Here is a 23,841-nt window from a genome sequence, read left to right as displayed (position 1 = left end):
CACTTCGTGCGGGGTGAACTCGCAGAACGCGCAGGTCACAGCACTTTTCACCATTAACCATCTCGGCACGGCCTTCCAGCGCAAGGCTTTCAGCATCGGCGAGATCTCGTCCGGTACGATCGGCAACAATTAAGTGGCCGGCTGCGGAACCATCGCGCTGCGAGCCTATTGGCTTCCTGACACAACTCCTTTGAAAAGAGACATCATGAAAAATCTCGCGATCTATCTGGCAGCAGGCGCAAGTGCCCTTCTGGTGACGGCCGCTTCCGCGGCGCCGCTTTCCCCGAGCGTATCGGGCGCTCCGGAGAGCAACGTTCAAAACGTCCGCATGGTTTGCAATGAGGCAGGCCAGTGCTGGCGCCAACGTGGTGAGCGCCGGGTCATCATCCGCGAGTCCGGAGATTCATACGGATACGCTCCCCGTCGCGAGCGCTATATCGACCGTCGGGGCTACGGCGAAGGTGGCGGCATCGGCATCCGCGCGCCCGGTGTCAGCGTTGGAATCGGCACCGATCGCTACTGAGAAAGCAGACAACCGTCAGAATACGAGTAAAGCCGCGGATTACTCCGCGGCTTTTTTCGCGTGCGAGCTTAAATCGCTCGGCGCGGGCGGTCAGCCGACATCGAGCCGGCTCAACCTGGCCGGCTTTACAAGCGAGGGGCGCTTGCTCCCCGCAGCCGTTCCGCGAACCAAAAGGCCGCGATCGTAGCGAACGAGAGAGCGAAAAATGCTCCGCAGGCAACGAGCGGCGGCACTGAACTTATATCCATGGCGTCCTCCAGGGGTTGAGCGCTTGCAGTTTCTGTTCGCGACTAACGGAGCGCCCGCCCGGTCTGCCACGTCGTCTCGCTGATCAGATCAAACATTCATGTTCGAAAATCTGCGGCAACCAGATCGTAAGAGCCACGGCCTCCACGGACGTAAACCTTCGCAGCCGCCGCGCATATCACGTCACGGTTGCGATCGAACGCGTCCAGGAAACCGGACTCGTCGGAGTAGGCATCAGGCTGAATTCGCCTCAATGCGCCCTCGTCTATGAAGAAGGTCGCCTCCAGCGCGCTGTCGTGCCCCCAGAACCGCACGGCGCGCCGGGTCTGGTCGTATGAGCGACTGTGGTTTGGAAACGCAATCATGGACTGCCACCGATCAGTTTATCAGCCGACAAACCGCGCGTCTCACCGGCTTTCGTACGGCCTGTACCGAGGCCTTGTTCAACGGTATCGCGGACGCGCACATCGAAGCGATGTGCGGTTGGTCAATGTCGCTGACGAGATTTGGCGTGGCCAAGCTTCGCGCTGCCGTAAGGGCGATGCTGAAGCAATACGATGCGCTGCCTTTGCAAGTGGCTACTTGGTGGCGCATTACAAGCCTGCCAAGCAGCTCACAGAAAACAAACTGCGATTCTCCTCGCTATTCGGCAGATAGTCGCTATACATGAGACATCACCGCGCGCCCCGGGCTGTTATCGGTGACTGAGAGCGTTGAGCTCCCGCCTCGAAAAAAAGGGCGGTCATATGTCAAAACTCCCCGCATTCGATCTTCGTGAGTGGCTGACGCCTCCGGTATTGATGCCAATCTTTCTTGTGCTGCTGGTCGCCGCTGCGATGGTTATTCAATGGTGATCGCGCGTAGCGCGGTTACGCCGCAGGACGGCCTGTCTCCAATCAAGCAATCCCAATCGTCGCTGGCGCACAATCTGGATGCCAGAGCAGCGGCCGCGCTAGACGAGGCAAAAGAGATGCCGCCGGGAGACGAGCGCATCGAGGCGATCAACAAGGCAACGGTCTTTCGAAATGCCGCCAGAATTCACGAGATGCTCTGCGGCAAGCGCGACGCACCGGAAGCATGACGGTCGCGGCCCTTTCCGTTGGCGGCGACTTTATTTGATCATTGTCAGGCCGACGGGATCATATGGGCCGCGAGATGCTTGTCCCAGATGGACCCCTATTCAAGTCGATCGTCGTTCCCCGCGAGTGCCCCTATGATGGTACTTGATCATTCATGCATTCCCGCCGTCGTTCTCATTGTCGAGGACGAGATGATACTCCGTATGCGCGCGGTCGACATGGTGGAAGACGCCGGATACACGCCACTCGAGGCGCTGGACGCCGCCGAAGCCGTCGCCATCCTGGAATCCCGATCCGACGTCGCGCTGATGTGCACCGATATCCAGATGCCTGGCCAAATGGACGGCGTTGGCCTTGCCCATGCCGTGCATTTGCGCTGGCCGGCGATCAAAATCATCGTGGTATCGGGGCAATTGAAGCTGCCGGACCTCGATCTTCCGCCCCTTAGCAGGTTTCTCGGCAAGCCGCTCGATGCCGTGGAAGTGATAGCTGAAATGCGCGACATGATCGGCCACGCCTGAGACGCCAGCCTTTTCACACCAAATACGGCTCAAAGCGCGTGATTGCGGCAAAAACCCAGCCACCGAAGATCAGTGCGGTACCCAGCCTATGATGATACAATCGGTGATGTCTGAAGCCGATCTCCGAACGGACCCGCGTCTCGCAAGCAGCGCAGCACAGCAACAGGACGATCTCGCGGAAGAGAACGTCAGCCTGCGGCTTCTGCTGGCGCAGGCCGAGATCAATGCACGGAGTTTGCTGGCCACGGCCGGCATCGATGCCAGGGAGCGCGAGGCGTCCGACAAGCTGCAGAAGCTGATCCTCGAGGAGCTGCACCACCGCATCAAGAATACGCTTGCAACCGTCGGCGCCATCGTCTCGCAAAGTCTGCGCGGCCTGCCGGGCATTGAGCACGCACAAGACGCCATCGAGGGCCGGCTGCTCGCACTCGGGCGGGCGCACGACCTCCTTTTGCAGGCAAGATGGAGCAGCGCGGACCTCGGCACGATTGTCCGCAGCGCTACCGAAGCCTTCGATAATCCCGACGAGCCGAAATTCTCGATTTCGGGACCCGATATCCGGATGATGTCGGGCGCCGTCATCGCTATCGCGATGACGCTCAACGAGCTTTGCACCAACACCACGAAGTTTGGCGCCCTGTCGGTCCCGCAAGGGCGCGTCGACATCAACTGGACGCTGGATCAACAGGCGCAGCGCCTGCACCTGACATGGACCGAGAGGAATGGCGCGACAGTCCGCCCGCCCGAAAAGCGCAGCTTCGGCACGCGGCTGATCGAAACGCTCGGCAGGCAACTCCGGGGCGACGTGCGGCTGACCTATGCGCCGACCGGGTTCGTCTACGCATTCGACGTGCCGATGGCTTCTCTGACTTCGGCGGCGGCATAAGCCCGTATCAGGTATTGCGGAAGCAAAATCGTTGCTTGCATCCGCTCGGGATGGCCAGCCGCGCCTCCCAGATCAAACCGACACAACGAACCCGAAAGAACCCATGATGAAAAAACCCGTTCTCACTATTGACGAACCCGAACCGAAAAAAGCGATACGAGCCGACCGGCCGCCGACCGAGGGCTTCGTGACGGTTGTCGACGGCCATTTCAAGTCGGAGTTTGACACCGCCGAGGCCGCCGAAACGGCGGGCCGGAAACTGAAGTCGGCTTATCCGATGCTCCAGATCGAGATCTATGATGCGGCCAACCAGACCCGTACGCTGTTGAGCTAGGAACGCCTAGCAGCGTGGGCAAAGGTGCGCTGCGCCGTCCCCACCATCTTTCAACAAACGCGTCCTGAATGGTGGGCACGCTGCGCTTTGCCCACCCTACGACTGCAGCTCTACTCCTCCACGCCCGCTTCGTGCGGGGTGAACTGGTAGACCGAGGAGCAGAACTCGCAGGTCACCACCACCTTGCCATCCTTGACCATCTCGGCGCGGTCTTTTGCAGCAAAAGTTTTCAGCATGGCCGACACCGCATCACGCGAACACGAGCATTGCGCGCGCAGCGGCAGCGGCGAGAAGACGCGCACGCCGCGTTCGTGAAACAGCCGGTACAGCAAACGCTCGCCCGACAGGTCGGGATCGATCAGCTCGACATCCTCGACGGTGCCGATCAGCGACTGGCCCTCGACCCAGGCGTCATCCTCGGCAACGGAATGCGTCACCGCGCCATCGGGCGCATCACCGGGATGCAGGTCGGCCTGCCGCGCCCGCTCCGGCGCCTTGGGCAGGAACTGCAGCAGCATGCCGCCGGCGCGCCAGCGGTGCTTCGGACCGCTGCCGTCGCCACCGCGCCATTCCTCGCCGACCGCAAGCCGCACGCGGGTCGGGATCTGCTCGGAGCGCAGGAAATATTCATGGGCGGCGTCTTCCAGGTTGCCGCCGTCGAGCGCCACCAGGCCCTGATAGCGGCTCATGTCCGCGCCCTGGTCGATGGTCATCGCGAGATGGCCCTTGCCGAGCAGGGCGCCTGAATCCTGGCCGTCCTTCAGCCGCTTCGCGTCATAGCGCGCATAGGCGCGCAGCCGGTCGGGCAACTGGAAATCCACGATCAGGAAAGACACCGGACCGTCGGTCTGGGTCTGCAGGATGAAGCGGCCGTCGAATTTCAAGGCCGAGCCGAGCAGCGTCGCCAGCACGATCGCCTCGCCGAGCAGCTTGCCGACGGGCGCGGGATAATCGTGCTTGGTCAGGATGTCGTCGAGCGCGGGGCCGAGCCGGGTCAGCCGGCCGCGCAGGTCGAGTTCGGCGACCTCGAACGGCAGCGCCGCGTCATCGACGGGAACGGACGACGGCGCGCGAATGGGCGCCTCGGTCGTGATTTTCGGGTCTGATTGTGAATCCATGGCGCTTTATCTGGGGGCTAAGAGGGAAAATTGAAGGGGGTTGAAGAGGACGAAACCACCTCCACGAGTCGTCCCTGCGAACGCAGGGACCCATAGCCACCGGCCTCCATTGTTACGAACGACGTCTAACACACAGCGAAAATCGCGAGATCACGCGGTATGGGTCCCTGCGTTCGCAGGGACGACGGTGAACGCTACCGCAGCGACGACGACGAAAATGCTACGCCACTTCGTTAAAACACCAGGCCAAAATGCCCTTTTGCGCGTGCAGGCGGTTTTCGGCTTCGTCGAACACCACCGATTGCGGGCCGTCGATCACCTCATCGGTGACCTCCTCGCCGCGGTGGGCGGGCAGGCAGTGCATGAAGATCGCGTCCGGCTTGGCCAGCGACATCAGCTTCTCATTGACCTGATAGGGCTTGAGCACGTTGTGGCGGTGCTCGCCGTCCTTGTCGCCCATCGACACCCACGTATCGGTGACGACGCAGTCGACGCCGCGGACCGCGGCTTCGGGATCGTTGCCGAGCACGATGGGCGCCTGCGTCGCCTTGATCCAGTCCTTCATCGCCTTGTTCGGCGCGAGTTGCGGCGGGGTTGCGACATTGAGCTGGAACTTGAAACGCTCCGCCGCGTGCGCCCACGAGGCCAGCACGTTGTTGTCGTCGCCGGTCCAGGCCACGGTCTTGCCCTCGATCGGCCCGCGATGCTCCTCGAAGGTCATCAGGTCGGCCATCACCTGGCAGGGATGCGAGCGCCGCGTCAGCCCGTTGATCACAGGCACGGTGGCGTGCGCGGCCAATTCCAGCAGCGCATCGTGGTTGAGGATGCGGATCATGATCGCATCGACATAGCGCGACAACACGCGGGCGGTGTCGGCGATGGTCTCGCCGCGGCCGAGCTGCATTTCCGCGCCCGTCAGCATGATGGCCTCACCGCCAAGCTGGCGCATGCCGACATCGAACGACACCCGCGTGCGCGTCGAGGGACGTTCGAAGATCATCGCCAGCGTCTTGCCTTCGAGCGGCTTGCCGGCCTTCTCGTGCGCCTTGAGCTTGGCCTTCATGTCGGCGCCCAGCGCCAGCATGTTGCGCAACTCCTTCGGCGGCAATTCGTTTATATCGAGGAAGTGACGGACGGATTTGCTCATCACCCCGCCGCCTTCTTCAACTGATTGCCCGACAGCGCGATGCAGGCGCGCTCAAGCATCTGAACCGACTCGTCGATCTCGGCCTCGGTCACGATCAACGGTGCCAGGAACCGCACCACATTGTCGCCGGCGCCGACGGTGAGCAATTTCTCGCCGCGCAGCGCGTTGACGAGATCGCCGGAGGGCACTACGGCCTTGACGCCGACCAAAAGCCCCTCGCCGCGCACTTCCGAGAGCACGGTGGGATAGCGGTCGACCACGAAGGCCAGTTTCTGTTTGATCAAAAGCGACATCTTCTGCACGTGATCGAAGAAGCCGGGCTTCAGCATCACGTCGAGCACGGCATTGGCCGCCGCGATCGCCAACGGATTGCCGCCGAAGGTCGAGCCGTGCGAGCCGGGCGTCATGCCCGAAGCTGCGTCCGCAGTGGCCAGCACCGCGCCGATCGGAAAGCCGCCGCCGAGCGCTTTCGCCAGCGACATCACATCCGGCGTCACGCCGACGCGCTTGTAGGCGAAGAGATCGCCGGTGCGGCCCATGCCGGTCTGCACCTCGTCGAACGCCAACAGCAGGCCGTGCTCGTCGCAGAGCTGGCGCAGCGCCTTGAAGAAGGACTGCGGCGCCGAGCGCACGCCGCCCTCGCCCTGCACCGGCTCGATCAGGATGCCCGCGGTGTGCGGCCCGATCGCCTTCTTCACCGCTTCGAGATCGCCGTGCGGCACCTGGTCAAAGCCGTCCATCGGCGGGCCAAAGCCTTCGAGATATTTGGCGGAACCGGTCGCGGCGAGCGTGCCCAGGGTGCGGCCGTGGAAGGCGCCCTCGAAGGTGATGATGCGATAGCGCTCGGGATGGCCCTTGGAGAATTGGTAGCGGCGCACCACCTTGATCACGCCTTCCATCGCCTCGGCGCCGGAATTGCAGAAGAAAACCATGTCGGCAAAGCTCTGCTCGCAGAGCCGCGCGGCAAGCTTTTCGCCGTCCGGGCTCTTGAACAGGTTCGACATGTGCCAGAGCTTTGTCGCCTGCTCCTGCAGCGCCGCGATCAGGTACGGATGGCAGTGCCCCAGCGCGTTCACCGCAACGCCCGAGGTGAAGTCGAGATAGCGATCGCCATTGGTGGCGGTCAGCCAGCAGCCCTCGCCGCGCTCGAAGCCGAGATCGACCCTGGCGAAGACGGGGAGCAGATGCGACGTGGCGCTTTGGGTCATGGCAATCACTGAAGGTTTTGACCGGCCGCGGAGCATGCGAGCGTGAGCGCGAACGCGGCAGCAGCCGGTCTTGCGAAAACGAAACGTGCCGCCTCTTAAGGGCGGCACGTAGGAGGTATTCTATGTGGGCGGCGGTCGCTGTCAACACGCCACAAGGCTGTGTTTCCAGCACTGAAAGCGGGCCTTCCTGCGGCGCAAGAAAGGTTAATTCCGTAGGATTGCGGTGTGGTGCAAAACACGCACTGCAATGCAGAGATGCCGGAACATGTGGACGCATCGGCGCGGACTCTTGCGCCCGAGTCCCGCCATATTGTAGCTTTTGGGCTGTCGGGTACGACATCTCGTGCGGCGGATCTGATCCCAAGAGTCCATTTTGTACAGCGTACACGTTCGGGCGCGGCTTTCGCGCCCGGCGAGGGCTAAGGGATTCTGACCGCAGGGATTTTTGAGACGAATGACGTCGCCAGTGCTGCCCCTGATTGGCCGGCGCGATGCGAAGGGAAGAATGCGATGACGGTATTGACCTGGTCCGACGATCGCGTCGAACAGCTGAAAAAGCTCTGGGAAGCCGGATTGTCGGCCAGCCAGATCGCCGCGGAACTCGGAAATGTGACGCGAAACGCTGTGATCGGCAAAGTGCACCGGCTGGGCCTGTCCGGCCGCGCCAAGAGCCCCTCCTCGGCCGCCCCGCGGCAGCGCAAGGCGCGCCCGGCGCAGCAGATGATGCGGGTATCGCGCCCGGTATCGCGCGGCAACACCGCGCTGGCGCACGCTTTCGAGGTCGAGATGGAGCCGGATCCGATCGCCTTCGACAACGTGGTGCCGATGAGCCAGCGGCTGTCGCTGCTCGAACTGAACGAAGCCACCTGCCACTGGCCGGTCGGCGATCCCTCGAGCCCGGAATTCTTCTTCTGCGGCGGCAAGGCGCTCGCGGGCCTGCCCTATTGCGCGCATCACTCGCGCGTGGCGTATCAGCCGGCCTCCGACCGGCGCAGGCAGCAGCCGAAGCCGACGCGGTAAGTTGCGATTTATCGAGCCCGGATGGAGCGCAGCGCAACCCGGGCTACGAACCAAATGGTTTGTCGTCCCTGCGAACGCAGGGACCCATAACCACCGATGTCAGTGGTTATGCTTCGCTGGAGCTCCAGCGTTTTTCAACAATCGAGATTTGTGGGTATGGGTCCCTGCGTTCGCAGGGACGACGGCGGTTGCGAACGCTGAAGCCTTACGGCTCCACCTTCGCAAACCGGTCATCCAGCGCGTAGCCGGCGCCGCGCACGGTGCGGATCGGGTCCTGCTCGCGGCCGGGGTTGAGCAGTTTGCGCAGGCGGCCGATATGGACGTCGACGGTGCGCTCGTCGATATAGATGTCGCGGCCCCAGACGCTGTCGAGCAATTGCTCGCGGCTGAAGACGCGGCCGGGATGCTCCAGGAAAAACTCCAGCAGGCGATACTCGGTCGGGCCGAGATCGATCTGGCGGCCCGAACGCGCGACGCGGCGTTTCTCGCGATCCAGTTCGATGTCGCCATAGGTCAGCACGGTGGCGAGCCGCTCCGGGCTCGCGCGCCGCAACAGGCCCTTCACCCGCGCCAGCAGTTCCGGCACCGAGAACGGTTTGACGATGTAATCGTCGGCGCCGGTCGCCAGCCCCCGCACCCGCTCGCTCTCCTCGCCGCGCGCGGTCAGCATGATGATCGGCAATTGCTTGGTCTCCGGCCGGGCGCGCAGGCGCCGGCAGAGTTCGATGCCTGACAGACCGGGCAGCATCCAGTCCAGCACGACGAGATCGGGCACCCGTTCCTTCAACCGGGTATCCGCATCGTCGCCGCGCGCGACGGTTTCGACATCATAACCTTCGGCGTCGAGGTTGTAGCGCAACAGCGTGGTCAGCGCTTCCTCGTCCTCGACCACCATAATGCGCGCGCTCATCTTCTATCCCTCAGCTATTCGGTACGGTCGTGGCAAAATTCGTCATGTCGCCCTTCGGGCGCTTGTCGAGCATCTGCTGGCCCTCGATCATGTAGAACACGGTCTCGGCGATATTGGTGGCATGGTCGCCGATCCGTTCGATGTTCTTGGCGCAGAACATCAAATGGATGCAGAACGAGATGTTGCGCGGGTCTTCCATCATATAGGTCAGGAGCTCGCGGAACAGCGAGGTGCAGATGGCGTCGACTTCCTCGTCGCCCTTCCAGACCGCCATCGCCGCCGGCAGATCGTGCGCTGCATAGGCGTCCAGCACCGACTTGACCTGCGACTGCACCAGGTCGGTCATGTGTTCGAGGCCGCGCATCAGCTTCAGCGGCTGGAAATCGTTTTCCAGTGCTGCGACGCGCTTGCCCATGTTCTTGGCGAGGTCGCCGATCCGCTCCAGATCGGTGGCGACCCGCATGGCGCCGACGATCTCGCGCAGGTCGATCGCCATCGGCTGGCGGCGCGCGATAGTCAGCACCGCGCGCTCCTCGATCAGATGCTGCAGCCGGTCGATCTCGACGTCAGACGCGACGACGCGCTTGCCGAGAGCGACGTCGCGACGGACCAGCGCGTCGACGGATTCGGTGATCATGCGCTCAGCCAGGCCGCCCATCTCGGCGACGAGACGGGTCAATTCCTGGAGGTCGCTGTCGAATGCCTTGGCGGTGTGTTCAGAAGCCATGTGTTATCTCCTCAACCGAACCGGCCGGTGATGTAATCTTGGGTACGTCGATCGCTCGGCGAGGTGAAAATCTTGTTGGTGTCGTCGAACTCTATCAGCTCGCCGAGATACATGAAGGCGGTCTTGTCCGAGACGCGGGCCGCCTGCTGCATGTTATGGGTGACGATGGCGATGGTGTAATCCTCCGCCAGCTCCTGGATCAGTTCCTCGACCTTGGCGGTCGAGATCGGGTCCAGCGCCGAGCAGGGCTCGTCGAACAAAATCACCTCGGGCCGCACCGCAACCGTGCGCGCGATGCAGAGCCGCTGCTGCTGGCCGCCGGACAGCGACAGCCCGCTTGCGTTCAGCTTGTCCTTGACCTCGTTCCACAGCGCGCCACCGCGCAGCGCCTTCTCGACCCGGCCGTCCATCTCCGACTTGGAGATCTTCTCATAGAGCCGGATGCCGAAGGCGATGTTTTCGTAGATCGTCATCGGGAACGGCGTCGGCTTCTGGAACACCATGCCGACGCGGGCCCGCAGCAGATTGAGGTCGAGCTTGGGGTCGAGGATGTTGGTCTGGTCGAGCATCAACTGGCCGGTCGCCTTCTGGCCGGGATAGAGGTCGTACATCCGGTTGAAGATCCGCAGCAGCGTGGACTTGCCGCAGCCGGACGGGCCGATGAAGGCGGTGACGCGGTTGGTGCCGAGCGTCAGGTTGATGTTCTTCAGCGCATGGTGCTCGCCATAGTAAAAGTTCAGGCCGCGGGCGGTCACCTTCGGTGCGGCCTCGGGCAGCGCCACCTGCGGAACGGGCCCGCTCGCGGTACTCACTGATACGGAGAGTTCGGTCATTTGGATGTCCTCTCGGCGCCGAGAATGCGCGCGCCAATATTCAGGGCAAGTACGGTGAGCGTGATCAGCAGCGCCCCGCTCCAGGCGAGCTGCTTCCAGTAGACATAGGGGCTCTGCACGAAGTTGTTGATGGTGACGGGAAGGTTCGCCATCGTCTTGGTCAGGTTCAGGCTGAAGAACTGGTTCGACAGCGCGGTGAACAACAGCGGCGCAGTCTCGCCGGCGACGCGGGCGGTCGCCAGCAGCACGCCGGTGATCAGGCCCGAGCGGGCGGCGCGATAGGCGATCCGCCGGATCACCAGCGAGCGCGGCAGCCCGAGAGCGGAGGCGGCCTCGCGCAGCGGATTGGGCACCAGTCCCAGCATGTCCTCGGTGGTGCGGACCACCACGGGGATCACGATCACGGCGAGCGCCAGGCAGCCGGCGAAGGCCGAGAAGCCGCCCATCGGCACCACGATGGCGCCGTAGATAAACAGGCCGATGATGATCGACGGCGCGCTCAACAGGATATCGTTGATGAAGCGGATCACCGAGGTGAGCTTGTCGTGCTTACCGTATTCGGCCAGATACGTGCCGGCGAACAGGCCGAGCGGCGCGCCGATGCCGACCCCGATCACGGTCATTATGATCGAGCCGATAATGGCGTTGCGCAAACCGCCATCGGTCGATCCGGGCGGCGGCGTATCCTGGGTGAAGACGGCGAGGTTGATGCCGGCGAGGCCGTTGTAGAACAGCGTGAACAGGATCAGCGCGAGCCAGGTCACGCCGAACAGAGCGGCACCGACGCACAGCGTGCGGATGATGATGTCGAAGCGGCGGCGGGAAGCGTAGATCGGGTTCATGTCAGTTCCCCGCCTTCTTTTCCAGCCGCATCAGCATCAGCCGGGCGGCGGCAAGCACGAAGAAGGTCAGCACGAACAGCAGCAGGCCCAGCAGGATCAGGCCGGATTGATGCAGCCCGTCGCTCTCGGCGAATTCGGAAGCGATGGCGGCAGAGATCGTGGTGCCCGGCGCGAAGATCGAGGACTGGATCTTGAACGAATTGCCGATGATGAAGGTCACCGCCATGGTCTCGCCGAGCGCGCGGCCGAGCGCCAGCATGATGCCGCCGATCACGCCGACGCGGGTGTAGGGGATGACGACGTTGCGGACGACTTCCCAGGTGGTGCAACCGACGCCGTAAGCGGCTTCCTTCAAGACCGGCGGTACCGTCTTGAAGACGTCAACCGAGATCGCGGTGATGAAGGGCAGCACCATGATTGCGAGAATCAGCGCGGCGTTGAACAGGCTGAGATAGGACGGGGGACCCGCGAAGATAGTGCCCAGCACCGGGACGCCGTCGAACACGCTGATCATGAAGGGCTGGAAGGTGTTGGCCAGGAACGGGCCCAGCACGAAGAAGCCCCACATGCCGTAGATGATGGAGGGAATGCCGGCGAGCAGTTCGATGGCCAGGCCAATCGGACGGCGCAGCCAGAGCGGACAGATCTCGGTGAGGAACACGGCGATGCCGAGACCGACGGGAATGGCGATCAGCATCGCGATCCCGGAGGTGATCAGCGTGCCGTAGATCGGGCCGAGCGCGCCGAGAACAGGCGGATCGGCCGACGGCGCCCAGCGCTGCGTCCAGAGGAAGGCTGCGCCATATTCGCGGATCGCGGGCCAGGCGCCGACAATGAGCGAGATGATGATGCCGCCGAGAATGAGGAGAACCGAGATCGCGCAGGCGCGCGTGATCCAGTAGAAGGTGACGTCGCCGAGCTTGAACGCGCTGAGAGCCCTTGCGCGATCATAAGGTCCGGCAGCATCCATTACGTCGCTTTCAACCGCCATTTCTGCCACGCCAATCCCCTGTACTTATAGCCCAATGACCCGGACTTCGGTGCACGGCTTTTTGGCTCGCGCATTGTTCTTGCCTCTCCGGTCCCGAGAGGGGTGCTCAACCCGGGCATCCCGGGTTGAGCGATCGTGTTGCGAGGCGAAAGGCCCCGTCAGCTCTTGATCTCGGCGGTCCAGGTCTTTTCGATCAGCTTGACCACCGATTCCGGCATCGGGATGTAGTCGAGCTCTTCGGCCATCTTGCCGCCCTTCTCGAACGACCATTTGAAGAACTTGATGGCTTCCTGGGAGGCCGCCTTGTCGGTCGCATCCTTGTGCATCAGGATGAAGGTCGCCGCCGTGATCGGCCAGGAGGCTTCGCCGGGCTGGTCGGTAAGGATCACGTAGTAGCCGGGCGCCTTGGCCCAGTCGGCGTTGGAAGCGGCCGCCTGGAAGGCTTCGGTGGTCGGCTGCACGGTCTTGCCGGCCTTGTTGATCATCGCCGCATAGGTCAGCTTGTTCTGCTTGGCGTAGGCATATTCCACGTAGCCGATGGCGTTCTTGGTCTGGCCGACATTGCCGGCAACGCCTTCATTGCCCTTGGCGCCGACGCCGGTCGGCCACTCGACCGCGGTGCCGGAGCCAGCCTTGGCTTTCCATTCGGCGTTCGACTTCGAGAGATAGTCGGTGAAGTTGAAGGTGGTGCCCGAACCGTCGGAGCGGCGCACCACGGTGATGGCGTCGGCCGGCAGCTTCAGCTTCGGATTGAGCTTTGCGATCGCGGCATCGTCCCACTTCTTGATCTTGCCGAGATAGATGTCGCCGAGCACTTCGCCCGACAGCACGAGCTCGCCCGGCTTGATGCCTTCGAGGTTCACGACCGGCACGATCGCGCCCATCACCATCGGCCACTGCACCAGGCCGTCCTTCTCGAGCGTCTCATGCTTGAGCGGCGCGTCGGTGGCGCCGAAGGTCACGGTCTTGGCCTGGATCTGCTTGATGCCGGCGCCGGAGCCGATCGACTGGTAGTTCAGACCGTTGCCGGTCTCCTTCTTGTAGGCGTCGGCCCACTTCGAATAGATCGGGAAGGGGAAGGTCGCGCCCGCGCCGGTGATATCGGCAGCGAAGGCCGACGTCGAGGCGGCGACCAGGCCGGCTGCGACGATAGCTTTCATGAAATTCATGGTGGTCTCCATCTGGTGAGCGAAGCGCCTGTTGCGCCCGATCGCGCTCACTTGCCGCTCATCTAGGAGCGATCGATAGAGCTTTTACGAAGGTTCGATGACAGTTGGATGACATATCTAAGCGACTGAAATCGCTTTGATTTATTGCGCCGACGGGGTCTTGGCCTGGGGAAAACAGGCGGTAAGGTCGCGCGGTTCCCAGGCACGCTTCCGATCAACCGCGGAGCGACGGCCAGATCAAATATAACTATAAAACCAGTATTATGGTTGTAATTTCGGCGGCTTGCGATATTGAGGACCATGGACAGAGAACTCGCCGCACGCTGCCTCGCCGAACTGGGCAACCTCACCCGCCTGGACATCTATCGGCTTCTCGTTCGCGCCGGCCCGCCGGGGCTCAAAATCAGCGAAATACAAACCCGTCTCGACCTGGCGGCATCGACTTTGGCCTTCCATCTGCGAGGCCTTGTCAGCGCAGGCCTCGTTGCACAGGAAAAGATCGGGCGGGAGGTGATTTGCCGCGCTCAGTACCATCGTATCGACTCCATCATCGGGTTCCTGCGGGAGCATTGTTGCGAAGGGTTTGAGGACGATTTGCCGGCAGAGGCCGGGCGCCGTGCAGGCTGAGCTACCGCAGCCGGCCCGCCCAAAATTGCCGGCCATTCACTATGGTTGGGTCATATTGGGGGCCGGCACATTTGGCTCATTCATGACGCTTCCCGGCCAGACGGCGGGCGTCTCCGTTTTCTTCGATCCCATCACCACCGAACTCGGCATCTCGCGCACGGCGGCTTCCATCGCATATGCAGCCGGTACGCTCGCAGGAATTCTGCCGGCGCCGGCGATCGGTCGCTGGATCGACCGGCGTGGACCACGGCTCACTGCCACCATCATCGCCGTTGGACTTGCTTTGGCCTGCGCGTTCATGGCGTGCGTTCAATCCGCGCTCTTGCTGCTGATCGGCTTTGCGCTCCTGCGGGGTGCTGCCATAGGCGGCCTCAGTCTCGTGAGCCAGCAAGTCGTCAATCTATGGTTTGTGCGACGGCGCGGGATCGCGGCAGCCGCCGCCAGCCTTGGGCTCGCGGCAGGATCAATGGTTTTTCCTCAATTAATCGATTTCCTCATTTCGCTGTTCGGCTGGAGAGGCGCCTACCTTGCGCTTGCCGGATTTGTCGCGCTGACCATTCTGCCAGTCGCCGCTCTGTTGTTCCGGGATCGCCCGGAGAAATTTGGTCTCAGCCCGGACGCCGGGCTTGCGCCGACAGCGAAAGAACCGCGACCGGAGCCGTCGTTTTCGCGGCTACAGGCGCTCCGCACCGGCGTGTTCTGGCTGCTGTGTGCCGCAGGTTTCCTGACCAATGCCGTCGGCACGGCGCTCTTGCTCAATCACTTCTCGATCATGCAGACCGCCGGAGTAGCGTATGTGGATGCGCTAGCGCTGCTGGCGCTTACTGGAGGCGTTCAGGCGGTTGCCACCATTGGTACCGGACTTCTGGTGGATCGCTATGAACCACGACGTCTGATTCCGCTGGCAATGTGCATGCTTGCGCTCGCGTCCGCCCTTCCTGCGTTCGGCGGCGGCATTGCCATAAGCTGGCTCTACGCGTTGAGCCTAGGCGGTGCATACGGCTCCCAGCAAGCGATCAACGCCGCCGGCTACGCACAGTATTTTGGCCGCGATCATCTCGGCGCAATCAGGGGAGCTTCGTTCTTATTCGGTGTTGCGGGCGCGGCATTGGGACCCCTTCCTTTCGCTGCAAGCATCGACTGGACGGAAAGCTACACAGCCGTACTGACGGTCTGCTGCGGACTTTCCCTCATGTGCGGGGCGGCAGCCTTCGTCGTCAGTTGCCCATCAGCGACGGCAGATACGACGACGATTCCGTCTCCGATGACGGAGCGAACTTCATGACAGGAGGGGAAACAACCGTTGTGGCAGGCATCGAAATTCCCTCGACCGATCCTGTCTTTCTGACAGTCATTTTCGGATTGCATATCCCCCTTGGCCTTGCGTGTGTTGCCATGGGCGCGATCGCGATGTTGAGCGAAAAGCGTCGCGGCCGTCATTCGAAGTTTGGAACGATCTATTTCTGGTGTCTGCTGGCGCTGTTCGCCTCTACGACTTTCCTGTCGCTGATGCGTTGGGCCGAAAACTATCACTTGTTCATTCTTGGAGCGATGTCGTTCGCTTGCGCCTGGTTCGGGCGCTCAGCGCTCCGGCATCGCTGGCGATACTGGGTCAGGCTTCACATCGCGGGGATGGGCCTGTCATACGTCCTGATGCTAGTCGCTTTTTACGTCGACAACGGAAAGCAGCTTCCGCTTTGGAAGGACCTGCCTCACTTCATGTACTGGCTGATACCTCTGGCCGTCGGGATACCGCTCATCGTTCGCGCGCTTCTGTGGCCGCCGTTAGCGGGAGCGCGCGCCCGGGTTTCCTGAACGGCCGGCGTCCAGAATACCAAGCACCGGGCAGTCGGGGGTAGCGCCGTCGGAGCATTGCGCAACAGTTTCCGCCAGGATGGATTCAAGCTTGACGAGGTCAGAGAGCTTTTTACGAACGTTCGCCAGATGTGCGCTCGCGATCTTGTGCACGTCGGCACACGGAGCGCGCTCTGGCCCTCCTAAGGCCAGTAAGGCGCGAACCTCCTCCAGCGTGAACCCCAGGTCGCGTGATCGCCGGATGAAGGCCAATGTACGTTTTTCGGTCGGCCCATAGACCCGTCGACCGCTCGCCGTTCGGGTCGGCGTCGGCAGCATTTTGATCCGCTCATAATAGCGGATGGTCTCGATGTTTACACCGCTGAGCCTGGATAGCTCACCGATCGAGATGTTCCCGGCTCCCGAAGACGTGATGGTCGGCATGAAATAGTCCTTGATCCTGTAGTCGCTACAGGATGCAGGTTTAATGCATGACCATCGATCAGGCTGATCACATTGCCGACAACCGGCGGCGGCAAAGTCTAATGGCGGCAGGCGGCATGCTTGGGGCGCTCGCGGCATCGTCGTGTTGCATCTTCCCCCTCGTTCTGTTCGGACTGGGCGTCAGCGGAGCATGGATCGGGAACTTCACCCGGCTTGCCGCCTATCAGCCGTACTTCATCGCCGCGACGCTCGCGTTCCTCGGGTACGGTTATTGGTTGGTCTACCGATCATCAACGCGCGCCTGCGCCGACGGCGACGCCTGTGCGCGCCCGCTGCCGAATCATATCGTCAAAACTAGCCTCATCGTCGCAACGATCCTCGTCGTCGCCGCACTCGGCCTCGACTTCATCGCACCGCTCTTTCTCAACGCGTGACCGGAGAATTCCCCTATGAAGAAGTTTCTTGCCCACACGGCCTTTGTCGTCGGTATCATTGCTTCGCCAGCAGTGATGGCCGCAGACAGAACGGTCACATTAGCCGTGAACAACATGGACTGTGCGGCATGCCCCTCCATCGTCAAAGGCAGCCTGGAAGCCGTTCCGGGCGTCGCCAGGGTTGCAGTATCCTTTAAGGAAAAAACCGCGACGGTCATCTATGACGACGCCAAAGCGGATGTGAACCAACTGACCTCGGCCACCACGAAGGCCGGTTATCCGTCCGTCCCCAAGAGCTGATCCGATGTTTCTTCAATCGACCATCACCTGTCCGCACTGCGCCACAGCTAAAACGGAGGCCATGCCGACTAATGCCTGTCAGTTCTTCTATGAATGCACCGGCTGTGGCACAAAGCTGAAGCCTAAGGCCGGCGATTGCTGCGTGTTTTGCTCCTACGGCTCAGTGCCGTGTCCGCCAATTCAAGCAGTGCGCGGCGGCGAACCGGGTGTTGCCTCCTGCTGTGCGTAGCAGGCGATGACCAACACACCGATCCAAACCTCGCGCGACTAGCTCGGGAGTATGCACACCAACTTGCTGGCGTGGTGGCTGCCTCGCGCAGCCATTCTTGCCGGCTTGTTTGCTCCTGTATCTGTTCGCGCCCTGATCTGGATCATCGGTCTCATTTGGATGGGCACGGCGTGCATATTGAACGCGAGGCGATGCAACCGCACGCACTGCCGCTACACCGGCCCTTATTATCTTGCGATGATCGTACCTGTCTTCGTGTTGGGCATGGAGGTCGTTTCAGCAGGCATTTATGGATGGATTTCTTTGGGCGTGTTTATCGTCGGCGGGAGCGGGCTCATATGGTGGGCCACAGAGCGGACATGGGGGAAGTTCTCTTAGTGCCGGACGTAGCTGCGCGACGTCCGTTGTGGGTCATTGCGTCCTGGTATCAGCCACCAAGGCGGTCGCCTCAGCTACAACAAGCGCCCTTGCCGTTCTCTTGGATCGGCGGGCACGGCACGGTCCCGTAGGAGCAGAAGACGCAGCAATCGCCCGGTTGCGGCTTGAGCCGGGCACCGCAGCCACCGCAATCGTAAAAGAACTGGCAAGCGTCGGTCGGCATGGTCTCTGTGGCCTGGTGCCCGCACTCCGGGCAGGTCAGCGTCGATTGAAGCTGCATCGCGTCGCCTCTTACCGGTGAGCATAGCACCACAGCTAGTTAGACGACCGACCTTCAAGAGGCCAGATTTCAAACTGAGGCACTACCCCCTAGTTCACAGAGGGCGGCTTGGTCTGAGGAAAACAGGCGGTAAAGACGGCGCCGTTTTTCGGCACGCTTTCGATCAAAAGCCGGCCGCGATGGCGGTTAAGAATATGTTTCACCAAGGATAAACCGAGCCCGGTTCCGCCCTGCGCGCGGCTGTCGCCGACATCGACCCGGTAGAAGCGTTCAGTGAGCCGCGGCAGGTGTTCCGGCGCGATGCCGGGGCCGAAATCCCGGACCATGATACGGACTTCCGGCGCGCCGCCCTCGCCGGAGGTGGCCTGGGTCAGGGAGACGATCACCCGCCCGCCCGATGCGCCATATTTGAGCGCGTTCTCGATCAGGTTCTCGAACAGCCGCAGCAGTTCCTCGCGATCGCCCGCGATCGTCACCGGCTCGGTCGGCAGATCGATCTCGATCTCGACCTGGCGCTCCCGGGCGAGCGGCTCCAGCCCGTCGGCGACCTGGCGAATGATCGGTACGATATCGACTGACGCGTCGGGCCGGACGTGGGCCGACAATTCGACCCGCGACAGCGACAGCAAATCGTCGATCAGCCGCGCCATCCGCGTCGCCTGTGTGTGCATGATCGACAGGAAGCGTTCGCGCGCCTTGGCATCCTCCTTGGCGGGGCCCTGCAGCGTGTCGATGAAGCCGGACAACGCCGCAAGCGGCGTCCGCAGTTCGTGGCTGGCATTGGCGACGAAATCGGCGCGCATTTCCTCGACCCGCCGCAGCGGCGTCTGGTCATGGAAGGTCATCAGCATGCATTTCTCGGTGCCGCCGAACAGTGTCGGCACCGGCACCGGCGTGACGATCAGTTCCATCCAGCGGTCGACCGGTACCTGGTCGAGATAGGTGGTTCGGCGCGGTTCGCTGGTTGCGATCGCCTCGCGCAGCGCGGTGATGATCTCGGGCGAGCGCAGCGCAAATTGCGCGAGTTCGTTCTTGCGCAAAGCGGGCGCGAGCTGGGCGGCCGCCGCGTTGAGATGGATGACGCGGCCGGCGCGGTCGAGCAGCACGGCCGGATCCGGCATGCCGGCAACCACGGCGCTGACGGCCGCAGACTCGACCGGCGTGACGGCGCGGACATCGTCACGGGAAGCCGCCACATGATGCAGCCGCCACGGCACCAGCGCCGCAGCCGCGATACAGATGAAAACCGCCACGGCGCGCGCCGGCGAGAGATCGGCCAGCACGACGAGCGCGCAAAGCGCAAGCCCGGCGGCAAGCAGGATGATGGCCGAATGCCGCAACCGGTCCGGCCACGGTGCAAAGAAGGAGGAGGAACTGGAATCTTCGATCGCCATGGCGCAGGCTCTTTTCCTCTAATCGCGAAGCCCCCGCCGCGTCATCAGGCGCTCGTGTCGCCACGCTCGCGCACATAGACGGCGGCCTCATGCCTCGTCGGCTCGGCGTCGGCGCCGGGCGCCAATTGGCGCAGGCGCTTCGATCGCGCGCCCAGGATAATCTCCCGAAACGTCAACAAGATTACAGATATGACAAAGGGCCCAATATAATAGAGGACGCGGAACAGCAGCATGCCGGCGAGCAGTTCCTCACGGTCCATCTGCCAGAGCCCGACCAGCATGGCGGCATCGAAAACGCCGAGCCCGCCCGGCGAATGGCTGGCAAAGCCCAGCAGCGTGGCCGAGACGAAGATGACAGCGACGACGACGAAGCCGAGATTGGGCTCGTCCGGCACCAGCACATACATCGCCAGCGCACAGAAGCCGAGATCGACGATGCCGATGACGATCTGCAGCAGCGTCAGCGGCCCGCCCGGCAGCGTGACCGTCCACGGCCCGCGACCGACGCTACGCGGCTGCGCCCAGACCCAGGCTACATAGCCGAGCAGTCCAAGAAGGATGCCGAACGCCGCGACGCGGTTGAACCAGACCGGGAGTTGATCGATCGAGGCGGCGGCTTCCGGGTGATAGGCGATGCCCAGTCCAAGTACCGCGGCATTGCCGAGCCAGAAGGTCAGCCCGGCGAGGAAACAGATTTTGGCGACGTCGATCGCATTCAGCCCCCAGGCCGAATAGATCCGGTAGCGCACCGCGCCACCGGTGAAGACGCTGGCGCCGACATTGTGTCCAATCGAATAGGAGGTGAAGGAGGCAAGCGCGTTGACGCGGTAGGGAATGTGGCCTTGGCCGATGGCGCGGACCGCGAACCAGTCATAGAAGGTCAGCGTGAAATAGCCCGCTGCGACGAACAGGGCCGCCAGCGCGATCTGGCGCGGCTCGGTACCCTTGATGGCGTCGATCACCTCATCGGTGTCGATGCCGCGGAGCATGTGATAGAGCACGTAGCACGCAACGGCGATCACCGTGATGCTGATCAAGACCCCGAGCTTGTGCAGGACCTGCTTCTGTCGCAGAAACGAGATCGCCCTGCGTATTGCTTCCAGCATCTACACCTCGAATTGCGCTTATGCGACGACGGTAATGGCGTGAACCCCGCCGACGCTACGCTGCTCCCTCGCCCCTCTGGTAGCGCGTTTTGAGCCGGAGTGGAATTCGCCTGACGACAATAAAACGCGCTTCTTCAACATATTAGGCGCAGTCGATGACGGCAGTAGCACAGTTTTTCCGCATTCCCGCCGCCCGATAGGGGTTCCGGACCATAACCGAGGTCGGTCAACAACCCGTGACAATGATGGCGGTGGAGCTGGCCGGCTCATGCTGCGGTCAGGCCGGCGGCGCACTGCGCGAGACCACCCAGCCGCGCAACCACGATCCGACCGCACAACCACAGAGATAAAGCGCGAACATGATGAGCCCGAGGTCGAGCCAGTAGCCGAAACGGCCGGGCACGACGCGCGCGAGCGCAGCGCCAATCAGCGCCGCGACCAAAGCCGAAAGCACCCAGCGCAGCTTCCCCGTGACGCCTTCGCCGTGCTGAACCACGGATATCCAGCCCATGGCGAAGCCCAGCAGCACCGATCCCAACAGCCAGCCCCAGTAGAATGTGGTCAGATAGGCCATGCTCACTTCACCACGAAATCGATGCGGCGGTTCTGCGCCTTGCCCTGGTCGGAATCGTTGCCCGCAATCGGCTGGGTCGACCCGTAGCCGACCGCGCTGAACCGGTCGGCCGGCAATCCCGCCTTGACCAGATAATCGGCGACGGCCTGGGCACGCTTCTCGGATAGCCCCTGATTGGCCGCCTCGTCGCCGTCGGTATCGGTATGTCCTGATATTTCGATATTGGCGGTCGGACAGCGCAGCGCGGTTTCGATCAGGCGGTCGAGCAGGCCTGAGGAATCCGCGACAATATCGGCCTTGCCGGATTCGAAGCGGATCCGGGCCTTGCCGAGCAGTTCAGTGAACAGTTGCTGGCAGACGGTCGCATCCACCGGCGCCGCGGCCGGTTTGACCGAGATTTCCGGCTTGAACTGCCAACCCTGCGGAAAGTCCTTGCCGAGGCCGGCGCGGATCTGGCCGGCGGCGGCTTCATAAAGCGCATCGCCCGACAGCTTCACCTCCCGGTCGGAGACGACGAGGGTGCCGGTCGACAGCCGCGACAGCGCACCGAGCGCGGGCACCACCGCGTTAGCAAACCCTGCGGGCGCGCCAACGCTCTCCTTGAGGTTGTCGACGACCTTTTCGCTGAAGAACTTGCGTCCCGCCGCCGCCACCAGCGCGGCGTGAGCATTGCTGTCCGGCGCGTTGCCAGTCAGCGTCAGCGTCACCGCAACCGGATCCTTGTAGGCCTGGAAGATGTAAGGCGGCGCCTTGACCTCGTTGGTGGCGACCGAAAAACCCTCGGGCAGATTTTTCAGCGCGGCGGCGATGGCTTCGCGGCCGCCGAGTTCGCGCGCCATGCCGGACAGGCTGACCGCGGTGTCCGACAGCGTAATCTTGCCGTCCTTCAGCTTGCCGACCTGGTCGAGCAGCAGCAGCGCGGCATTATCGAAACGCGGCGGTGCGCCGCGCGACAGATTCATCCGGTCGACCACTTCGACGCCGCCGAGATTGGCGCGGGCCGCCTCCATCAAGCGGCCCTTGCTCGCCGGCAGCGGCGAGCTGCCCGACAGCGTCACCCGAAGGACGTCGCGCTCAGCCGACCAGACGAACGGCTTGGCTTCGGGAACAAGCCTTGTTTCATCGTTAACCAACCGCACGCCCGGCACCGCTTCCACCGACGCCACCGCACTCTCCCGGCCGTCTTCCGAGAAAGCGTCCGCCGCTAGGCTCACGTCGCGGCCTGCGACCGAGATTCGCCGTTTGTCGAGGATGGTGTCCTTGAGGGCTGCGGTCGAACGCTGCGCCAGGTCGGCTTCAAGCGGTTCGGTGCTGGTCCAGGCCGCGATAGCCCAAAAGATGACCAAAGGAATAACACCCGGCCACCATTTGCCACTCCACCTGAAAAGTCCGTGCATTCGAGTTCCTGCGGGGTCCGGAACGGAGAGAAAACAAACCCTTGCGAGGCTGTCAAACCCGAAATGTCGCGGCGGCCGAAACGCTCTGAAATTGGGCCGGCTAACTGTTTCTTCAGCGGTCTTTCGCTAATTTCGCTCCGCAATAACCGGGCAGCCCTGCATTTCGATGAAACTGCTTCGCAACACCGTCATCCGCGCCGGACTGGAAGCGCTGTACTTCTCCGGAGCGCATTACCTGCTGCGGCCAATCTTCGCAGGTGTCGGCGTCATTTTCATGCTGCACCACGTCCGCCCCCACCGCGACGGCGGGTTTCAGCCCAATTGTCATCTCGAGGTCGAGCCGGAGTTTCTGCGGGCGATGCTGGCGCATCTTCGCACACTCGACATCGACATCGTCACCATCGACGAGGTGCATCAACGGCTGCAGCAGCGCAAATTCGCGCGGCGCTTCGCCTGCTTCACCCTCGACGACGGCTATCGTGACAACCGCGATTTCGCCCTGCCGGTGATGCGCGAATATGACGCGCCCCTCACCGTCTACGTCACGAGCGATTTCGCTGAAGGCACCGGCCGGTTGTGGTGGGTCGCGCTCGAGCGGGCGATCGCAAAGGCATCCGCGATCGAAGTCCCGATTGGCGGCGTCATGACCCGCCTCGACGCCTCGACGCCGGCGGCGAAGCAAGCGGCCTTCGACCGCATGCACGACTGGCTGCGCGCATTGCCGACTGAACACGACATGCAGCGTGAAATCTCCGCGCTCTGCGCGCGATATGACGTGGACGAGACTTCGATCGCCCGTGAGCTCTGCATGTCCTGGGACGAATTGAAGGCATTCGCTGACGATCCGCTGGTGACGATCGGCGCGCACACGATTACGCATTGCAATCTGGTGCGGCAGAGCGAGGAGACCGCGTCATTCGAACTGGTCACTGGCCGCGCGCGGATCGAAGCCGCCTTGCAACGGCCGGTGCTTCACCTCGCCTACCCCTATGGCGACCGCTTCGCGGCGGGTCCACGCGAATTCAACCTGGCGAAGGCGGCCGGATTCAAGACCGCGCTGACGACGCGGCCGGGCATGATCTTTCCGGAGAGCGCCGAGCACATGACCGCGCTGCAGCGGGTTTCGCTCAACGGCAATTACCAGGATGCGCGCATCCTCCCGGTGCTGACCTCCGGCGCCGCCACCGCGATGTGGAACGGCTTTCGCCGCATCGACGCGGCGTAGAAGTCATCGCGGTGCAGCTGTCGTCCCTGCGAACGCAGGGACCCATACGCCGCGGCCCATCAATTAGGGCGATGGAGTAGTCACCTACCAAAACAACTGAAGCCG

At 62.8% G+C, this 23,841-nt stretch carries 30 protein-coding genes; 14 read left to right on the top strand and 16 right to left on the bottom strand.

The features are described from left to right. Positions 1 to 205 precede the first annotated feature (205 nt). Positions 206 to 523, top strand: a complete 318-nt coding sequence (locus tag ACPPVP_RS03925; protein ID WP_426531490.1) for a hypothetical protein — start codon at positions 206 to 208, stop codon at positions 521 to 523. Between the two features lie 344 nt (positions 524 to 867). Here the strand turns inward: ACPPVP_RS03925 and ACPPVP_RS03920 are convergent, their stop codons facing one another. Continuing rightward, positions 868 to 1,134 carry a DUF1488 domain-containing protein gene (locus ACPPVP_RS03920; protein ID WP_426531488.1) on the bottom strand — a complete coding sequence of 89 codons (267 nt, stop codon included), beginning with the start codon at positions 1,132 to 1,134 and terminating at the stop codon, positions 868 to 870. Here ACPPVP_RS03920 and ACPPVP_RS03915 point away from each other — a divergent pair. The 5 genes from ACPPVP_RS03915 (at position 1,104) to ACPPVP_RS03895 (ending at position 3,589) form a co-directional block, all read left to right on the top strand. Beyond that, entirely contained in the window at positions 1,104 to 1,439 is a 336-nt protein-coding gene (locus ACPPVP_RS03915; protein ID WP_426538447.1) for a hypothetical protein, read from the top strand. The genes ACPPVP_RS03920 and ACPPVP_RS03915 overlap by 31 nt on opposite strands. A gap of 108 nt (positions 1,440 to 1,547) precedes the next feature. Beyond that, positions 1,548 to 1,850 carry a hypothetical protein gene (locus tag ACPPVP_RS03910; RefSeq protein WP_426531486.1) on the top strand — a complete coding sequence of 101 codons (303 nt, stop codon included), beginning with the start codon at positions 1,548 to 1,550 and terminating at the stop codon, positions 1,848 to 1,850. Positions 1,851 to 1,985: 135 nt separating this feature from the next. Further along, positions 1,986 to 2,369: a response regulator gene (locus tag ACPPVP_RS03905; RefSeq protein WP_426537652.1), complete on the top strand. Its 384-nt coding sequence runs from the start codon at positions 1,986 to 1,988 to the stop codon at positions 2,367 to 2,369. A 106-nt stretch (positions 2,370 to 2,475) separates the two neighbouring features. Continuing rightward, positions 2,476 to 3,255, top strand: a complete 780-nt coding sequence (locus tag ACPPVP_RS03900) for a sensor histidine kinase (RefSeq protein WP_426531484.1) — start codon at positions 2,476 to 2,478, stop codon at positions 3,253 to 3,255. A 31-nt stretch (positions 3,256 to 3,286) separates the two neighbouring features. Continuing rightward, complete coding sequence (locus tag ACPPVP_RS03895; RefSeq protein WP_426531482.1) at positions 3,287 to 3,589, top strand: hypothetical protein; 303 nt, start codon at positions 3,287 to 3,289, stop codon at positions 3,587 to 3,589. Positions 3,590 to 3,699: 110 nt separating this feature from the next. On the opposite strand, the gene ACPPVP_RS03890 is transcribed toward ACPPVP_RS03895, so the two are convergent. From ACPPVP_RS03890 to ACPPVP_RS03880, 3 genes are all read right to left on the bottom strand, one after another. Then, positions 3,700 to 4,707: an Hsp33 family molecular chaperone gene (locus ACPPVP_RS03890; RefSeq protein WP_426531480.1), complete on the bottom strand. Its 1,008-nt coding sequence runs from the start codon at positions 4,705 to 4,707 to the stop codon at positions 3,700 to 3,702. A 220-nt stretch (positions 4,708 to 4,927) separates the two neighbouring features. Then, positions 4,928 to 5,854 (bottom strand): ornithine carbamoyltransferase, encoded by a 927-nt coding sequence (gene argF / locus ACPPVP_RS03885; RefSeq protein WP_426531479.1) that lies wholly within the window; start codon positions 5,852 to 5,854, stop codon positions 4,928 to 4,930. Next, positions 5,854 to 7,062, bottom strand: a complete 1,209-nt coding sequence (locus ACPPVP_RS03880; protein ID WP_426531477.1) for an aspartate aminotransferase family protein — start codon at positions 7,060 to 7,062, stop codon at positions 5,854 to 5,856. Before ACPPVP_RS03880 ends, argF begins: the two co-directional genes overlap by 1 nt. Before the next feature lie 510 nt (positions 7,063 to 7,572). Here ACPPVP_RS03880 and ACPPVP_RS03875 point away from each other — a divergent pair. Continuing rightward, complete coding sequence (locus ACPPVP_RS03875; RefSeq protein ID WP_426531475.1) at positions 7,573 to 8,082, top strand: GcrA family cell cycle regulator; 510 nt, start codon at positions 7,573 to 7,575, stop codon at positions 8,080 to 8,082. 205 nt (positions 8,083 to 8,287) lie between these two features. Here ACPPVP_RS03875 and phoB read toward each other — a convergent pair whose 3' ends face one another. The 6 genes from phoB to pstS all read right to left on the bottom strand — a co-directional run bounded on the left by phoB (position 8,288) and on the right by pstS (position 13,554). Next, complete coding sequence (phoB, locus tag ACPPVP_RS03870) at positions 8,288 to 8,992, bottom strand: phosphate regulon transcriptional regulator PhoB (RefSeq protein WP_057853529.1); 705 nt, start codon at positions 8,990 to 8,992, stop codon at positions 8,288 to 8,290. Positions 8,993 to 9,002: 10 nt separating this feature from the next. After that, entirely contained in the window at positions 9,003 to 9,719 is a 717-nt protein-coding gene (gene phoU / locus ACPPVP_RS03865) for a phosphate signaling complex protein PhoU (protein WP_426531472.1), read from the bottom strand. An 11-nt stretch (positions 9,720 to 9,730) separates the two neighbouring features. Beyond that, positions 9,731 to 10,552: a phosphate ABC transporter ATP-binding protein PstB gene (pstB, locus tag ACPPVP_RS03860; RefSeq protein ID WP_426531470.1), complete on the bottom strand. Its 822-nt coding sequence runs from the start codon at positions 10,550 to 10,552 to the stop codon at positions 9,731 to 9,733. Continuing rightward, positions 10,549 to 11,394: a phosphate ABC transporter permease PstA gene (gene pstA, locus ACPPVP_RS03855; protein WP_426531468.1), complete on the bottom strand. Its 846-nt coding sequence runs from the start codon at positions 11,392 to 11,394 to the stop codon at positions 10,549 to 10,551. Before pstA ends, pstB begins: the two co-directional genes overlap by 4 nt. 1 nt (position 11,395) lies before the next feature. Then, positions 11,396 to 12,385: a phosphate ABC transporter permease subunit PstC gene (pstC, locus tag ACPPVP_RS03850; protein WP_426537650.1), complete on the bottom strand. Its 990-nt coding sequence runs from the start codon at positions 12,383 to 12,385 to the stop codon at positions 11,396 to 11,398. A gap of 158 nt (positions 12,386 to 12,543) precedes the next feature. Then, the gene (gene pstS, locus ACPPVP_RS03845) at positions 12,544 to 13,554 is read right to left on the bottom strand and encodes a phosphate ABC transporter substrate-binding protein PstS (protein ID WP_426531466.1); all 1,011 of its coding nucleotides are present in this window, start codon (positions 13,552 to 13,554) and stop codon (positions 12,544 to 12,546) included. Between the two features lie 300 nt (positions 13,555 to 13,854). Here pstS and ACPPVP_RS03840 point away from each other — a divergent pair, with 300 nt between their 5' ends. The 3 genes from ACPPVP_RS03840 (at position 13,855) to ACPPVP_RS03830 (ending at position 15,996) form a co-directional block, all read left to right on the top strand. After that, positions 13,855 to 14,181: an ArsR/SmtB family transcription factor gene (locus ACPPVP_RS03840; RefSeq protein ID WP_426531464.1), complete on the top strand. Its 327-nt coding sequence runs from the start codon at positions 13,855 to 13,857 to the stop codon at positions 14,179 to 14,181. 82 nt (positions 14,182 to 14,263) lie between these two features. Continuing rightward, positions 14,264 to 15,466, top strand: coding sequence for an MFS transporter (locus ACPPVP_RS03835; RefSeq protein WP_426531462.1), 1,203 nt, complete (start codon positions 14,264 to 14,266; stop codon positions 15,464 to 15,466). A 20-nt stretch (positions 15,467 to 15,486) separates the two neighbouring features. Continuing rightward, positions 15,487 to 15,996, top strand: coding sequence for a hypothetical protein (locus tag ACPPVP_RS03830; protein WP_426531460.1), 510 nt, complete (start codon positions 15,487 to 15,489; stop codon positions 15,994 to 15,996). Here the strand turns inward: ACPPVP_RS03830 and ACPPVP_RS03825 are convergent. Further along, a complete protein-coding gene (locus tag ACPPVP_RS03825) occupies positions 15,967 to 16,419 on the bottom strand; it encodes a MerR family transcriptional regulator (protein WP_426531458.1) in 453 nt (150 codons plus the stop codon). The two genes, ACPPVP_RS03830 and ACPPVP_RS03825, sit on opposite strands and share 30 nt — an antisense overlap. Before the next feature lie 47 nt (positions 16,420 to 16,466). Between ACPPVP_RS03825 and ACPPVP_RS03820 the strand changes: the two genes are divergently transcribed. The 3 genes from ACPPVP_RS03820 to ACPPVP_RS03810 are packed head-to-tail and all read left to right on the top strand — an operon-like array spanning position 16,467 to position 17,382. Beyond that, complete coding sequence (locus ACPPVP_RS03820) at positions 16,467 to 16,853, top strand: mercuric transporter MerT family protein (RefSeq protein ID WP_426531456.1); 387 nt, start codon at positions 16,467 to 16,469, stop codon at positions 16,851 to 16,853. 15 nt (positions 16,854 to 16,868) lie between these two features. Further along, entirely contained in the window at positions 16,869 to 17,153 is a 285-nt protein-coding gene (gene merP / locus ACPPVP_RS03815) for a mercury resistance system periplasmic binding protein MerP (protein WP_426531454.1), read from the top strand. 4 nt (positions 17,154 to 17,157) lie between these two features. After that, positions 17,158 to 17,382: a GDCCVxC domain-containing (seleno)protein gene (locus tag ACPPVP_RS03810; protein ID WP_426531452.1), complete on the top strand. Its 225-nt coding sequence runs from the start codon at positions 17,158 to 17,160 to the stop codon at positions 17,380 to 17,382. Positions 17,383 to 17,830: 448 nt separating this feature from the next. Here the strand turns inward: ACPPVP_RS03810 and ACPPVP_RS03805 are convergent, their stop codons facing one another. The 5 genes from ACPPVP_RS03805 to ACPPVP_RS03785 all read right to left on the bottom strand — a co-directional run bounded on the left by ACPPVP_RS03805 (position 17,831) and on the right by ACPPVP_RS03785 (position 22,511). Then, the gene (locus ACPPVP_RS03805) at positions 17,831 to 18,040 is read right to left on the bottom strand and encodes a GDCCVxC domain-containing (seleno)protein (RefSeq protein ID WP_426531450.1); all 210 of its coding nucleotides are present in this window, start codon (positions 18,038 to 18,040) and stop codon (positions 17,831 to 17,833) included. An 89-nt stretch (positions 18,041 to 18,129) separates the two neighbouring features. Continuing rightward, positions 18,130 to 19,434 (bottom strand): sensor histidine kinase, encoded by a 1,305-nt coding sequence (locus ACPPVP_RS03800; protein ID WP_426531448.1) that lies wholly within the window; start codon positions 19,432 to 19,434, stop codon positions 18,130 to 18,132. Positions 19,435 to 19,478: 44 nt separating this feature from the next. Next, positions 19,479 to 20,540, bottom strand: coding sequence for a lysylphosphatidylglycerol synthase domain-containing protein (locus ACPPVP_RS03795; RefSeq protein ID WP_426531446.1), 1,062 nt, complete (start codon positions 20,538 to 20,540; stop codon positions 19,479 to 19,481). 277 nt (positions 20,541 to 20,817) lie between these two features. Then, entirely contained in the window at positions 20,818 to 21,114 is a 297-nt protein-coding gene (locus tag ACPPVP_RS03790; protein WP_426531444.1) for a hypothetical protein, read from the bottom strand. A gap of 2 nt (positions 21,115 to 21,116) precedes the next feature. Further along, positions 21,117 to 22,511: an OmpA family protein gene (locus ACPPVP_RS03785; protein ID WP_426531442.1), complete on the bottom strand. Its 1,395-nt coding sequence runs from the start codon at positions 22,509 to 22,511 to the stop codon at positions 21,117 to 21,119. A 166-nt stretch (positions 22,512 to 22,677) separates the two neighbouring features. Between ACPPVP_RS03785 and ACPPVP_RS03780 the strand changes: the two genes are divergently transcribed. Continuing rightward, positions 22,678 to 23,736 (top strand): polysaccharide deacetylase family protein, encoded by a 1,059-nt coding sequence (locus ACPPVP_RS03780; protein ID WP_426531440.1) that lies wholly within the window; start codon positions 22,678 to 22,680, stop codon positions 23,734 to 23,736. Positions 23,737 to 23,841: the final 105 nt, after the last annotated feature.

It is taken from the genome of Bradyrhizobium sp. McL0615 (genome assembly GCF_049993905.1).
Lineage (GTDB): Bacteria > Pseudomonadota > Alphaproteobacteria > Rhizobiales > Xanthobacteraceae > Bradyrhizobium.
This window is presented reverse-complemented; position numbering and strand designations above follow the sequence as displayed.

What these genes read in the sequence shown, in the direction of transcription:
- ACPPVP_RS03805 (WP_426531450.1), bottom strand. Translation starts at nt 18,040, where the DNA reads ATGCAGCTTCAATCGACGCTGACCTGCCCGGAGTGCGGGCACCAGGCC.
- ACPPVP_RS03820 (WP_426531456.1), top strand. Translation starts at nt 16,467, where the DNA reads ATGACCATCGATCAGGCTGATCACATTGCCGACAACCGGCGGCGGCAA.
- ACPPVP_RS03920 (WP_426531488.1), bottom strand. Translation starts at nt 1,134, where the DNA reads ATGATTGCGTTTCCAAACCACAGTCGCTCATACGACCAGACCCGGCGC.
- ACPPVP_RS03905 (WP_426537652.1), top strand. Translation starts at nt 1,986, where the DNA reads ATGGTACTTGATCATTCATGCATTCCCGCCGTCGTTCTCATTGTCGAG.
- ACPPVP_RS03840 (WP_426531464.1), top strand. Translation starts at nt 13,855, where the DNA reads ATGGACAGAGAACTCGCCGCACGCTGCCTCGCCGAACTGGGCAACCTC.
- ACPPVP_RS03785 (WP_426531442.1), bottom strand. Translation starts at nt 22,511, where the DNA reads ATGCACGGACTTTTCAGGTGGAGTGGCAAATGGTGGCCGGGTGTTATT.
- ACPPVP_RS03795 (WP_426531446.1), bottom strand. Translation starts at nt 20,540, where the DNA reads ATGCTGGAAGCAATACGCAGGGCGATCTCGTTTCTGCGACAGAAGCAG.
- ACPPVP_RS03810 (WP_426531452.1), top strand. Translation starts at nt 17,158, where the DNA reads ATGTTTCTTCAATCGACCATCACCTGTCCGCACTGCGCCACAGCTAAA.
- ACPPVP_RS03875 (WP_426531475.1), top strand. Translation starts at nt 7,573, where the DNA reads ATGACGGTATTGACCTGGTCCGACGATCGCGTCGAACAGCTGAAAAAG.
- ACPPVP_RS03825 (WP_426531458.1), bottom strand. Translation starts at nt 16,419, where the DNA reads ATGCCGACCATCACGTCTTCGGGAGCCGGGAACATCTCGATCGGTGAG.
- pstA (WP_426531468.1), bottom strand. Translation starts at nt 11,394, where the DNA reads ATGAACCCGATCTACGCTTCCCGCCGCCGCTTCGACATCATCATCCGC.
- ACPPVP_RS03925 (WP_426531490.1), top strand. Translation starts at nt 206, where the DNA reads ATGAAAAATCTCGCGATCTATCTGGCAGCAGGCGCAAGTGCCCTTCTG.
- ACPPVP_RS03890 (WP_426531480.1), bottom strand. Translation starts at nt 4,707, where the DNA reads ATGGATTCACAATCAGACCCGAAAATCACGACCGAGGCGCCCATTCGC.
- phoU (WP_426531472.1), bottom strand. Translation starts at nt 9,719, where the DNA reads ATGGCTTCTGAACACACCGCCAAGGCATTCGACAGCGACCTCCAGGAA.
- argF (WP_426531479.1), bottom strand. Translation starts at nt 5,854, where the DNA reads ATGAGCAAATCCGTCCGTCACTTCCTCGATATAAACGAATTGCCGCCG.
- ACPPVP_RS03790 (WP_426531444.1), bottom strand. Translation starts at nt 21,114, where the DNA reads ATGGCCTATCTGACCACATTCTACTGGGGCTGGCTGTTGGGATCGGTG.
- pstS (WP_426531466.1), bottom strand. Translation starts at nt 13,554, where the DNA reads ATGAATTTCATGAAAGCTATCGTCGCAGCCGGCCTGGTCGCCGCCTCG.
- ACPPVP_RS03880 (WP_426531477.1), bottom strand. Translation starts at nt 7,062, where the DNA reads ATGACCCAAAGCGCCACGTCGCATCTGCTCCCCGTCTTCGCCAGGGTC.
- phoB (WP_057853529.1), bottom strand. Translation starts at nt 8,992, where the DNA reads ATGAGCGCGCGCATTATGGTGGTCGAGGACGAGGAAGCGCTGACCACG.
- ACPPVP_RS03835 (WP_426531462.1), top strand. Translation starts at nt 14,264, where the DNA reads ATGACGCTTCCCGGCCAGACGGCGGGCGTCTCCGTTTTCTTCGATCCC.
- ACPPVP_RS03780 (WP_426531440.1), top strand. Translation starts at nt 22,678, where the DNA reads ATGAAACTGCTTCGCAACACCGTCATCCGCGCCGGACTGGAAGCGCTG.
- merP (WP_426531454.1), top strand. Translation starts at nt 16,869, where the DNA reads ATGAAGAAGTTTCTTGCCCACACGGCCTTTGTCGTCGGTATCATTGCT.
- pstC (WP_426537650.1), bottom strand. Translation starts at nt 12,385, where the DNA reads ATGGCGGTTGAAAGCGACGTAATGGATGCTGCCGGACCTTATGATCGC.
- pstB (WP_426531470.1), bottom strand. Translation starts at nt 10,552, where the DNA reads ATGACCGAACTCTCCGTATCAGTGAGTACCGCGAGCGGGCCCGTTCCG.
- ACPPVP_RS03900 (WP_426531484.1), top strand. Translation starts at nt 2,476, where the DNA reads ATGTCTGAAGCCGATCTCCGAACGGACCCGCGTCTCGCAAGCAGCGCA.
- ACPPVP_RS03915 (WP_426538447.1), top strand. Translation starts at nt 1,104, where the DNA reads ATGAGCGACTGTGGTTTGGAAACGCAATCATGGACTGCCACCGATCAG.
- ACPPVP_RS03800 (WP_426531448.1), bottom strand. Translation starts at nt 19,434, where the DNA reads ATGGCGATCGAAGATTCCAGTTCCTCCTCCTTCTTTGCACCGTGGCCG.